Source organism: Streptomyces mirabilis (assembly GCF_039503195.1).
Lineage (GTDB): Bacteria > Actinomycetota > Actinomycetes > Streptomycetales > Streptomycetaceae > Streptomyces > Streptomyces mirabilis_D.
In genome coordinates this window covers 1,304,894-1,317,054 of record NZ_JBCJKP010000001.1, presented here as the reverse complement: position 1 = coordinate 1,317,054, position 12,161 = coordinate 1,304,894, and the positions used below count along the sequence as shown (strand labels likewise).

Genomic DNA, 12,161 nt, shown 5'->3' with positions numbered 1-12,161 from the left:
CGAGGATCACGGCACAGCAGTCGGACGAAGGAGCAGGTCATGACGGCGGGTCAGAACCCCACGGTGGCGGCGGGCCGGAGCGTCACGGTCGACGGGGTGCTGCGGCGCAGCGCCCGGCGGACCCCCGAACGCGTCGCGATCCACTACCGCGACCGGTCCTGGACCTACGCCGAACTCGACGAGGCCGTCTCCCGCGCGGCCCAGGTGCTGCGCTCCTCGGGACTGGCGCCGGGCGACCGTGTCGGTGCCTACGGCCACAACTCGGACGCGTACCTGATCGGCTTCCTCGCGTGCGCGCGCGGCGGGCTGGTGCACGTGCCGGTCAACCAGAACCTGACCGGTGACGACCTCGCGTACATCGTCGGACAGGCCGGCTGCGGACTGGTCCTGGCCGACCCGGACCTGGCCGGGAACCTCCCCGAGGGAACCCGCGTTCTCGCCCTGCGCGACAGCGACGACGCGCTGCTCGCGCGACTCGACACGACAGCGCCGTACGACGGACCGGAGCCCCGCGGCGAGGACCTGACGCAACTCCTCTACACCTCCGGCACCACCGCGCTGCCCAAGGGCGCCATGCTGACCCACCGTGCGCTGGTGCACGAGTATCTCAGCGCGATCACCGCCCTCGATCTGCAGGCCGGCGATCTGCCCGTGCACTCGCTGCCGCTCTACCACTCGGCGCAGATGCATGTGTTCCTCCTGCCCTATCTCGCGGTCGGCGCCGTGAACGTGATCCTCGACGCGCCCGACGCCGGGCAGATCCTCGACCTGGTCGAGGCCGGTCACGCGGACAGCCTGTTCGCGCCGCCCACCGTCTGGATCGGACTGTCCCACCGCCCCGACTTCGCCACCCGTGACCTGAGCGGACTGCGCAAGGCGTACTACGGGGCGTCGATCATGCCGGTGCCGGTTCTGGAACGGCTGCGGGAGCGGCTGCCGAAGCTGGCGTTCTACAACTGCTTCGGCCAGAGCGAGATCGGACCGCTGGCCATGGTCCTCGGACCCCACGAGCACAAGGGGCGGATGGACTCGTGCGGGCGGCCGGTGCTGTTCGTCGAGGCGCGGGTCGTCGACGAGGCCGGCAAGGACGTGCCCGACGGGGAGCGGGGCGAAATCGTCTACCGCTCACCGCAGTTGTGCGAGGGCTACTGGGACAAGCCGGAGGAGACCGCGGAGGCCTTCCGTGACGGCTGGTTCCACTCGGGCGACCTCGCCGTGCGCGACGAGGAGGGCTACTTCACCGTCGTCGACCGGGTGAAGGACGTCATCAACTCCGGTGGCGTGCTGGTCGCCTCGCGCCAGGTCGAGGACGCGCTCTACACACACGATGCCGTCGCCGAGGTGGCCGTGGTCGGGCTGCCCGACGAGCGGTGGATCGAGGCGGTCACGGCGGTCGTCGTCGCCCGTACCGAGGTCACCGAGGCCGAACTCCTGGCCCACGCACGCGAGAAGCTCGCCGCCTTCAAGGCGCCCAAGCAGGTCATCTTCGTGGACGAACTGCCCCGCAACGCCAGCGGGAAGATCCTCAAACGCGAGCTGAGGGACCGCTTCGCGGACGCACGGGCCGAGACCGCCCAGGGATAGGGCGCCCTGGCGGAGACGGCCGACGACCGTCGCGTTCGACCGTCACCGGTCGCCCCGGGACGGGCTCGGCACGGGCGCTCTCCTCGACCTGGGCTTCCACGGACCGCTGTTCCTCGCCCCGCCCGCCTTCGAGCGCGTCCGCACGCCGATCGCGGGCCACTTGGTGTCGGGGCTGCGGCTGTCGGTCGCGGTGGCCGCCGGGTTCCGGCACATGCGTCAGTGGGCCGCAACCCGCCGGCCTGTGCGTCAGTGGGCCGCCTGGGTCGCCACCGAGCGCGCCCACCGGTAGTCCGCCTTGCCGCTGGGCGAGCGCTGGATGGTGTCGGTGATGACGAGCTGGCGGGGGATCTTGTAGCCGGCCAGGTGGCTTCGGCAGTGGATCTGGATGTCCTCCAGCGAGGGACTGCCCGCGCCCTCGCGGAGCTGGACGACCGCCGCCACGTGGTTGCCCCACTTCTCGTCCGGCACCCCGGCGACCAGCGCGTCGTACACGTCCGGATGGGACTTCAGGGCCTGCTCGACCTCCTCCGGATAGACCTTCTCGCCACCGGTGTTGATGCACTGGGAGCCGCGGCCGAGGACGGTGACGATGCCCTCCTCGTCGACCGTCGCCATGTCGCCGAGCAGCACCCACCGCTCGTCGTCCTTCTGGAAGAAGGTCTCGGCGGTCTTCTTCGGGTCGTTGTAGTAGCCGAGGGGGACATGGCCACGCTGTGCGACCCGGCCGGGCTCACCGACGGCGACCGGCTCGTACGTGGCCGGATCCACGACCTGCGTACGGGAGTTGACCCGGAGCCGGAAACCCTGTCCGGCCCCCGAGTCCGCGGTCGCGGTGCCGTTGAAGCCGGACTCCGAGGAGCCGTAGTTGTTGAGCAGCATCACGTTCGGGACCAGTGACTGGAACTGCTCGCGCACCGTCTCCGACATGATCGCGCCGGACGAGGACACGCTGAACATCGAGGAGCAGTCCGTGCCCTTCATCGGCCCCCGCAGCGCGTCGATCAGCGGGCGCAGCATCGCGTCGCCGACCAGCGACATGCTGGTGACCCTCTCCCTCTCCACCGTCCGCAGGACCTCTTCGGGGACGAACTTGCGGTGGATCACGACCCGTTGGCCGAAGTTGAACCCGATGAACGCCGTCAGTGTCGACGTGCCGTGCATCAGCGGGGGAGTGGGGAAGAACGTGATGCCCTCACTGCCGGCCGCCACCCGCTCGGCGAGCTCCTCCGGCTTCCTGACCGGCTCGCCCGTCGGGGCCCCGCCGCCCAGCCCGGAGAAGAACAGGTCCTCCTGGCGCCACATCACACCCTTGGGCATGCCGGTGGTGCCGCCGGTGTAGATGATGAACTGGTCGTCCGCCGAGCGCGGCGGGAAACCCCGTTCGGGGGATCCGGCGGCCTCGGCCTCGGCGAAGTCCAGGGCGGGCAAGGAGGCCCCGTCGGTCGCCGCGCCCCCCACCCGCAGGAGATGCCGCAGCGCCGAGGCCCGCGGCAGTGCCGCCGCCACCCGGTCGGTGAACTCCGTGTCGAAGACCAGCGCCACCAGATCCGCGTCCCGGTAGAGGTAGACCAACTCCTCTTCCACGTAGCGGTAGTTGACGTTGACCGGCACGATCCGTGCCTTCAGGCAGCCCAGCACGGTCTGCACGTACTCGACGCCGTTGTAGAGGTGCAGTCCGAGGTGCTCGCCGGGGCGGATGCCGCTGTCGATCAGGTGATGGGCGACGCGATTGGCCGCCGCGTCGAGTTGCGCGTACGTCAGACGGCGCTCCGCGCCCGTGCCCGGATGGTCGATGTACACGAGCGCCTCGCGGCCAGGAACCACGTCGACGACCGACTCGAACAGGTCGGCAAGGTTGTACTCCACCGCTCCTCCTGACGTCGTGCGTCCGGTCCCGCCCCTCGGCTCGACGGCCATCAGAGCAAAGCCCGCCACAACTGGGAAGGGCCCGCGCAGAAGAAATCTGACTGTCTGTCAGAAAACTCTTGTACTGGTCCCGCGCCTCCTGCAACCTGTTCTCGTTCCAGAGAGCCTGTCTGACGGGAGGACGGCAATGGGTGGTACGGAACACCTCACCGTGCAGCGCGAAGGCGCCACACTGGTGCTCACGCTCAACAGGCCCGAGGCCAAGAACGCGCTGTCGCTGCCGATGCTCGTCGGTCTGTACGACGGCTGGATCGAGGCCGACGAGGACGACGCGATCCGCTCGATCGTGCTCACCGGTGCCGGGGACGCCTTCTGCGCCGGCATGGACCTCAAGGCGTTGGCCGGGCAGGGCATGGAGGGGCAGCAATACCGGGACCGGCTGAAGGCCGACCCCGATCTGCACTGGAAGGCGATGCTGCGCCACCACCGCCCCCGCAAACCGGTGATCGCCGCCGTCGAGGGTCACTGTGTCGCGGGCGGTACCGAGATCCTCCAGGGCACCGACATCCGGGTCGCGGCAGAGTCGGCGACCTTCGGACTCTTCGAGGTCAAGCGCGGGCTCTTCCCCATCGGCGGCTCCACGGTCCGCCTGCAACGCCAGATCCCACGCACGCACGCCCTGGAGATGCTCCTCACGGGGCGTCCGTACTCGGCCCGGGAGGCCGCCGGGATCGGTCTGGTCGGACACGTCGTGCCCGACGGAACGGCGCGGCCGAAGGCCCTCGAGATCGCCGAACTGATCAACGCCTGCGGTCCGCTGGCCGTCGAGGCGGTGAAGGCGTCCGTGTACGAGACCGCCGAGATGACGGAGACGGAGGGCCTCGCGGCCGAGCTGACCCGCGGCTGGCCGATCTTCGACACGGCCGACGCGAAGGAAGGCTCCCGAGCCTTCACCGAGAAACGCCCACCCGTCTATCGGCGCGCGTGACGTCCGGGGTCGTGACGGTGCGCGGGACCGGCGGACGTGACAGCGGCCTTCTGTGGCCGGGAGGGGAGACCCGGGGGCCCGGGTTCCGCCTTCGGGGACGTGCTCGATCCTCCCTTTCCCCCCGACGCGGTCACCCCGTGCTCGATCCTCCCCCCGACGGAGTCGTGACGCGCACGATCCCCCTCCCCTAAGGAGACAACCGGGATGCCTGAAGTCCTCAAAGCCCCCCTCGTCGTCGAGTTCCCCTTCACCCGATCGCTCGGCCCCGTCCAGAGCGCGTTTCTCACCGGGCTGCGTGAGCGTGTCGTCCTGGGTGTGAAGGCCGCAGACGGCCGGACGCTCGTCCCGCCCGTCGAGTACGACCCCGTCACCGCGGAGGACCTGGGCGAGCTCGTCGAGGTCGCCCCCACCGGCACCGTCACCACCTGGGCCTGGAACCACGAACCCCGTCGGGGCCAACCCCTCGACACCCCCTTCGCCTGGGTCCTGGTCCGGCTCGACGGCGCGGACACCGCCCTTCTGCACGCCCTGGACGCGCCGGGCCCCGAGGTCGTACGCACCGGGATGCGCGTGCGTGTCCGCTGGGCGGCGCAGCGCACCGGCGCCATCACCGACATCGCCTGCTTCGAGCCGTACGACGGAGACCGCCCGCAGCTCGCGGGTCACGACGGGCGGTTCGAGGACATGGTCACCGGCATCGTCGCTCCCGCGCGCCTCGACTACGTCTACTCGCCCGGCCGCGCCCAGTCCGCCTACATCAACAGCCTCTCCTCGCGGCGCACCGTGGGCGAGCGCTGCCCGTCCTGCCGCAAGGTGTACGTCCCGCCGAGGGGCGCGTGCCCCACCTGCGGTGTCGTCACGTCGGAGCAGGTGGAGGTGGGCCCGCGCGGCACCGTGACCACGTACTGCATCGTGAACATCAAGGCCAGGAACCTCGACATCGAAGTGCCGTACGTGTACGCGCACATCGCCCTCGACGGCGCCGACCTCGCGCTGCACGGCCGGATCGGCGGCATCCCCTACGACCAGGTGCGCATGGGGCTGCGGGTGGAGCCGGTGTGGACGGAGGGCGGCCGCTATCCCGACCACTACCGGCCCACCGGCGAACCGGACGCCGAGTACGACACGTACAAGGAGCTGTTGTAGATGCCGCCCATCAGGGACGTCGCCGTCGTCGCCTTCGCGCAGAGCGACCATCTGCGCACCACCGACGAGCTCTCCGAGGTGGAGATGCTCATCCCGGTCCTGCACGCCGTCCTCGACCAGACCGGGCTGAAGACCAGCGACATCGGTTTCACCTGCTCCGGTTCGAGCGACTACCTGGCGGGCCGCGCCTTCTCCTTCACCATGGCCCTCGACGGGGTGGGCGCCTGGCCGCCGATCTCCGAGTCGCACGTGGAGATGGACGGGGCCTGGGCGCTGTACGAGGCGTGGACGAAACTTCTCACCGGGGACGCCGACACCGCTCTGGTGTACGGGTACGGGAAGTCGTCACCCGGATCCGTACGGGACGTGCTGACCCGGCAGCTCGACCCGTACTACGTCGCGCCCCTGTGGCCCGACTCCGTCTCCCTCGCGGCCCTCCAGGCGCAGGCGCTCATCGACGCCGGCGAGACCGACGAGCCCGCGCTGGCGGGGGTGGCGTCCCGCAGCCGTGCTTCGGCCGCCACCAACTCCCATGCGCAGCTTCGGGGTGCGGTGGCCCAGGGCGAGTACCTCGTACGGCCCCTGCGCGTCGGCGACTGCCCGCCCGTCGGCGACGGTGCCGCCGCCGTGATCCTCGCGGCGGGGAGCGGGCCCGCGAGCTGTGCGGGCGGCCCGCCTGGATCCGGGGCATCGACCATCGCATCGAGGCGCACGGCCTCGGCGTGCGCGATCTGACGGACTCACCGTCGACGCGCCTTGCCGCCGAGCGGGCCGGCGCCTTCGAACGGTCCGTCGACACGGCCGAGTTGCACGCGCCGTTCACCTCCCAGGAGGTGGTCCTGCGCAAGGCGCTGCGGCTCGGCCAGGAGGTGCGCGTCAACCCGTCCGGCGGCGCCCTCGCCGCCAACCCGATCATGGCCGCCGGGCTCATCCGCATCGGTGAGGCCGCCGCCCGCGTCCACCGGGGCGAGTCCGGCCGGGCGCTCGCCCACGCCACCTCCGGGCCCTGCCTCCAACAGAACCTGGTCGCCGTACTCGAAGGGGATTCCCGATGAGCAAGGAGCCCGTGGCCGTCGTAGGCATCGGCCAGACCAAGCACGTGGCGGCCCGACGGGACGTGTCCCTCGCGGGACTCGTCCGCGAGGCCGCCGGGCGGGCGCTCGCCGACGCCGAGTTGACATGGGCCGACATCGACGCCGTGGTCATCGGCAAGGCGCCCGACTTCTTCGAGGGCGTCATGATGCCGGAGCTGTACCTCGCAGACGCGCTCGGCGCGGTCGGCAAGCCGATGCTGCGGGTGCACACGGCGGGTTCCGTCGGCGGATCCACGGCCCTGGTCGCCACCAACCTGATCGCGGGCCGCGTCCACGGCACCGTCCTGACCCTGGCCTACGAGAAGCAGTCCGAGTCGAACGCCATGTGGGGCCTGTCCCTGCCGATCCCCTTCCAGCAGCCGCTGCTGGCCGGGGCGGGCGGCTTCTTCGCACCGCACGTACGGGCGTACATGCGGCGCACCGGCGCGCCCGACACCGTCGGCTCGCTGGTCGCGTACAAGGACCGGCGCAACGCGCTGAAGAACCCGTACGCCCATCTCCACGAGCACGACATCACGCTGGAGAAGGTGCAGGCCTCGCCCATGCTGTGGGACCCGATCCGCTACTCGGAGACCTGCCCGTCCTCGGACGGCGCCTGCGCGATGGTCCTCACCGACCGGGCGGGGGCGGCCCGCTCGCCGAGGCGGCCCGCGTGGCTGCACGGCGGCGCGATGCGCAGCGAGCCGACCCTGTTCGCGGGCAAGGACTGTGTGTCGCCGCAGGCGGGCAAGGACTGCGCGGCCGACGTGTACCGGCAGGCGGGCATCGCGGAACCGCGCCGTGACATCGACGCCGTGGAGATGTACGTGCCCTTCTCCTGGTACGAGCCCATGTGGCTGGAGAACCTCGGTTTCGCCGAGGAGGGCGAGGGCTGGAAGCTCACCGAATCCGGTGTGACCGAGCTTGACGGGGACCTGCCCGTCAACATGTCGGGCGGTGTCCTCTCCACCAATCCGATCGGCGCCTCCGGCATGATCCGCTTCGCCGAAGCGGCACTTCAGGTGCGCGGTCAGGCGGGAGAACACCAGGTGGAAGGGGCTCGCAGGGTGCTGGGACACGCCTATGGAGGGGGATCCCAGTTCTTCTCGATGTGGCTGGTCGGGGCCGAGCCGCCCACCTCCTGAAAGCGTCCCCCTCACGTGGCCTGTCCGCCGCCGGAACCGATCGCTAGGCTGGCGGCGGACGACGAACCGGGAGGAGCACGGACGTGGCCGAGAGCACCATCGAGCAGCACCCGCTGGCGGGGTGGGACAAGCCTGAGCTGGACCTCAGCAACGCCGAATGGCAGTCCAGCAGCCGAGGGCGGGGAGACGTCCAGATCGCTTTTGTCGAGGGCTTCATCGCGATGCGCAACAGTGGCCGCCCCGCGAGCCCTTCCTTGATCTTCACACCGGCCGAGTGGGGCGCGTTCGTGTCGGGCGCCCGCGAGGGAGAGTTCGACCTGACCTGAGCCGACCTGACCCGACCTGACGTCGAGACTGCGAGCCGACGCCCCGTAGGAGGAGGCGATACGCGACGTGGGTCCCGTCCCGGGGCCGGTGCCCGAGCCGGGGTCCGGTCCCAGGACGAGGCTTCCTCTGTGGGACGGGCGATCGTGAACGGCACGGCGGCCCCGATCGACGGACTGGCCCGATGGCCCCGAGGGATCGAACGGCACGGTGGCCCCGTACGACTGAACGGCGTGGCGGCCCCGCGCGGCTCATGGGTGCACGTGTACCTATCATTCGCGTCATGGCGGACTCGATCGACGCGGACACCCGGCTCGCCCTGGACCTCGCCCTCACCATCCGGCACGACGGACAGGGCGGAGTGGCCGACGACCTCGCGGAACCCGGTGGACTCACCACCTGGGTGCGCGGGCACGCCGACCTGCTGCCCGAGGCCGACGCCTTCGTCGCCGACGCCGCCGCGCTCGCCGCCGTACGCGACCTGCGCGCCGCGGTCCGCGCCCTGTTCGCCCGCGCCGTGCGCCCCGGCGACCCCAGCCCGGCCGACGCCGCCCGGCTGCTTCCCGTACCCCAGGCCGTGCTGTGTCTGAACACCGCCGCCGCCCTCGCGCCGACCGTCCCCGTCCTCACCTGGGACGACGGCGCCGAACCTGTCGTACGCCGGCAAGCCGCGGGCGGCGCCGCTCCCCTCCCGGCACTGCTCGCCCGCGCCACCCTCGCCTTCCTCGCGAGCCCGGACCGGTCGCGGCTGCACGCCTGCCACGCGCCACGCTGCGTGCGCTACTTCATCAAGGAACACCCGCGACAGGAGTGGTGCAAACCTTCGTGCGGGAACCGTGCACGTGTCGCCCGCCATCACGAACGGCACAGGAAATCCGCGCAGGCCGTGGGGGATTGACCGAAGAATCCGGTCGGTCGGCAGAAGCCCGCGCCGGGTAGCTGCGGAAGGGCTCCCCACGAGGCGCTACGAGCGTACTCTGAGGTCCCTGGAGGTCACGGTACGCATCCGCTCCCCGCGTGGACCGCACCACCGTGGCCAGGGGGTGGATCATGGGACAACGCGCTGTACGCAGCAGAAGGACACTCTTCGAACGGGAGGGTGAACTCGCCGCCGCCGACGAGGCGTTGAACGAGCTCACCGGTCTGCGCGAGGACGGAACCGAAGCATCCGAGCGGCCCCGCGGCGCGCTCCTCGCCTTCGCCGGACGCGCCGGAATCGGCAAGACCACGCTCCTCGCCGAGGTACGGCGGCGCGCCGCGGCCCAGGGCTGCACCGTCCTGTCCGCGCGCGGCGGCGACCAGGAACAGGGCGTCGCCTTCCACGTCGCCCGCCAGCTCCTGCAACCCCAGCTCGCCGGGATCGCGGAGGCGGAACTCCGGGCCCAGCTGGGGAGTTGGTACACGATCGTCGGTCCCGCGCTCGGCCTGTGCGCCCCGTCCGAGGGTGCCCCGCCCGACCAGCAGGGCCTGCGCGACGGCCTCGACTGGGTGCTCACCCACCTCGCGGTGCAGCGCGCCCCGATGGTGCTCGTCCTCGACGACGCGCACTGGGCCGACCCCGAGTCACTGAGCTGGCTCGCCGCCTTCGCGCCGCGCGTCGAGGAACTTCCGTTGCTGCTCGCCGTCGCCTACCGGCCCGACGAACTCCCCGACCACGCCGAGGCGTTCAGGAGCCTTCCCGGACGCGCGGGCCAGCGCCCCCTCGACCTCGAACCGCTCAGCGCCGCCGCCGTCGCCGACCTCGTCCGCGAGGACCTCGGCACCCAGGCCGACGACGTGTTCTGCCGCGAGTGCTGGGCGGTCACCGCGGGCAACCCCTTCGAGGCGGTGGAGCTGACCGCGAAGGTTCGCGACCGCGGGCTGGTCCCGACCGAGGAGGGGGCGCACCTGCTGCGCGACCTCGCCGCCGCCGTCAAGGGCAGCGGCCTGATCGCCCGCCTCGAACGCCTCGGCGCCTCCACCGTGCGCTTCGCCTGGGCCTGCGCCGTCCTCGGCACCGAGATCCCGCCGACCCTGGCCGCCGCCGTGGCCGGCCTCGGCTCCGAGGAGGCCGCCGACGCCGCGGACGCCCTGCGCGGCGCCCGTATCCTCGCCGGCGCCGACACCCTGGAGTTCGTCCACCCCCTCATCGCCACCGCCGTCTACCGAGCCATCCCGGCCGCCGTCCGCGTGGCCCTGCACGGCCAGGCCGCCTGGTGCGTCATCAACGAAGGGCTCGGCCCCTCCGCCGCCGCCCGCCACCTCATGGAGACCCACCCCGAGGGCGACAACTGGGTCGTCCAGCAGCTGCGCGCCGCCGCCCGCGAGACCCAGCGCGCCGGAGCCCCCGACGCCGCCCGCCGCTACCTCGCGCGCGCCCTGCGCGAACCGCCACCCCTCAAGGAGCGGGCCGCGGTCCTCCACGAACTGGGCTGCGCCTCCCTGCTCACCGAACCGGCGACCACCGTCAACCACCTCCGGGCCGCCCTGGAAGAACCCATCACCGACCCGGAACTGCGCCACAACATCGTCTACCGGCTCTCCCAGGTCCTCGCCCACAGCGACCGGCTCGCCGAGGCCTCCGAGACGCTGGCCCGTGAGATCCGCGTGACCGGCGACGCCCGGGTGCGGCTGCGGATGCAGTCCGAACAGTTCATGTGGGACGCCTTCCGCGCCGACGAACCCGACTCCCCGGCCCGCTCCCGCCGCCTGGCCCGCCTCGCCGACCGGCTCACCGGCCGCGACCTCACCGAGCGCTATGTCATCGGCCTGCGCGCCTGGGACGCCACCCTGCGCGGCGAGCCCGCCCACGTCGCGCTCCACCACGCCGAACGCGCCCTCGCCGGAGGGATCCGCTGGGCCGAGGCCGATCGCGGCTTCGAGGTGCCCGTCCTGGTCGCCCTCACCTTCATGTACGCCGACCGCCCGGGCCGCACCGAGGAACTGTTCGCCGCCGGGATCGCCGACTTCGAGTCCCAGGGCTGGCACGGCGCCCACCTCTCCTTCGGCTACACCCTCCTCGGATACGTCCGCTACCGCCGCGGCCGACTCGCCGAAGCGGAGGACTTCGCCCGTGCCGGCCTCAGGCTCGCGGAACGCGTCGGCGCCGGAACCCCCGTCCACTGGTACGCCGTCGGCGTCATCATCCAGATCCTGCTCGCCCGCGGTCGCGTCACCGAGGCCGCCCAGATCGGCGAGGACCACGCGTTCGGCGCGCCCTTCCCGGCCGCCGTCACCTTCCCCGACGTCCAGACCGTGCACGGCGAACTGCTGCTCGCCCGCGGCCTCACCAAGGAAGCCGCCGCCGAGCTCGAAGCGGCCGGACGCCGTCTGGACCCGCGCGGCATGCGCAACCCCTCCTGGTGCCCCTGGCAGCTCCACCTCGCCCGCGCCGAAAAGCACGACGCGCCGGAACGCGCCGTCGCCACGGCACTCGAAGCGGTGCACCGCGCCCGCCAGTTCGGCGCCCCCTCGGCCGTCGGACAGGCGCTGCGGGCCGCGGCCGACGTCTCCTCCGGCTCGACCCGCGTCAAGCTCCTCGAAGAGTCCGTCAGTCACCTGGAGCGCTCCCCGGCCGCCTACGAACTGGCCTGCGCGCTGGTCGCCCTGGGCACCGAACTGCGCCGCTCGGGCTCTCCCAAGGAAGCCGCCGAACACCTCTACCGGGGACTGGACGCGGCCATGCAGTGCGGCGCCGACGGTCTCGGCGACGAGGCCCGCGCCGAGCTGGCCGCCGCCGGACTGCGCCCGCGCCGCCTGCACAGCACCGAGACGGACACCCTCACCGCCCGTGAACGCGCGGCCGCCGCGCTGACCGCCCGGGGCCGCACCACGACCGAGGTCGCCGAGGAGCTGGGGACCGAGGAACCGACCGTCGTCCGCCTGCTCTCGGCGGTCTACCGGAAGGTGGGCACGGACCGTACGGGACTGGCGGCGGCGCTGGGCCAGCAAACGGCCCGGTAGCCACGCGCGGCCGGTCCGGCAATCATCCGCAACCGGGTCCGGCGACCGCGCACAGCCGGGTCCGGACCGGCCACGCGCGGCCGGTCCGGCACC

8 protein-coding genes and 1 pseudogene are annotated in these 12,161 nt (G+C 72.0%); 8 read left to right on the top strand and 1 reads right to left on the bottom strand.

Annotated elements, in window-relative coordinates; all coding sequences use genetic code 11:
* Nucleotides 1-39 precede the first annotated feature (39 nt).
* The gene (locus AAFF41_RS06580; protein ID WP_343323648.1) at nt 40-1,584 is read left to right on the top strand and encodes an acyl-CoA synthetase; all 1,545 of its coding nucleotides are present in this window, start codon (nt 40-42) and stop codon (nt 1,582-1,584) included.
* 246 nt (nt 1,585-1,830) lie between these two features.
* On the opposite strand, the gene AAFF41_RS06575 is transcribed toward AAFF41_RS06580, so the two are convergent.
* Complete coding sequence (locus AAFF41_RS06575) at nt 1,831-3,450, bottom strand: acyl-CoA synthetase (RefSeq protein ID WP_343323647.1); 1,620 nt, start codon at nt 3,448-3,450, stop codon at nt 1,831-1,833.
* 187 nt (nt 3,451-3,637) lie between these two features.
* Between AAFF41_RS06575 and AAFF41_RS06570 the strand changes: the two genes are divergently transcribed.
* The 7 genes and pseudogenes from AAFF41_RS06570 to AAFF41_RS06540 all read left to right on the top strand — a co-directional run bounded on the left by AAFF41_RS06570 (nt 3,638) and on the right by AAFF41_RS06540 (nt 12,068).
* Entirely contained in the window at nt 3,638-4,438 is an 801-nt protein-coding gene (locus tag AAFF41_RS06570; RefSeq protein WP_319745966.1) for a crotonase/enoyl-CoA hydratase family protein, read from the top strand.
* A 204-nt stretch (nt 4,439-4,642) separates the two neighbouring features.
* Nucleotides 4,643-5,584, top strand: coding sequence for a Zn-ribbon domain-containing OB-fold protein (locus AAFF41_RS06565; RefSeq protein ID WP_319745969.1), 942 nt, complete (start codon nt 4,643-4,645; stop codon nt 5,582-5,584).
* Nucleotides 5,585-6,639: pseudogene (locus tag AAFF41_RS06560) on the top strand (thiolase domain-containing protein).
* Nucleotides 6,636-7,802 carry a thiolase domain-containing protein gene (locus tag AAFF41_RS06555; RefSeq protein ID WP_319745975.1) on the top strand — a complete coding sequence of 389 codons (1,167 nt, stop codon included), beginning with the start codon at nt 6,636-6,638 and terminating at the stop codon, nt 7,800-7,802. Before AAFF41_RS06560 ends, AAFF41_RS06555 begins: the two are co-directional and overlap by 4 nt.
* 83 nt (nt 7,803-7,885) lie before the next feature.
* Complete coding sequence (locus AAFF41_RS06550; protein ID WP_054232930.1) at nt 7,886-8,128, top strand: DUF397 domain-containing protein; 243 nt, start codon at nt 7,886-7,888, stop codon at nt 8,126-8,128.
* A gap of 281 nt (nt 8,129-8,409) precedes the next feature.
* Entirely contained in the window at nt 8,410-9,024 is a 615-nt protein-coding gene (locus AAFF41_RS06545) for a CGNR zinc finger domain-containing protein (RefSeq protein ID WP_319745978.1), read from the top strand.
* Nucleotides 9,025-9,176: 152 nt separating this feature from the next.
* The gene (locus AAFF41_RS06540; protein ID WP_343323646.1) at nt 9,177-12,068 is read left to right on the top strand and encodes a helix-turn-helix transcriptional regulator; all 2,892 of its coding nucleotides are present in this window, start codon (nt 9,177-9,179) and stop codon (nt 12,066-12,068) included.
* Nucleotides 12,069-12,161 lie beyond the last annotated feature (93 nt).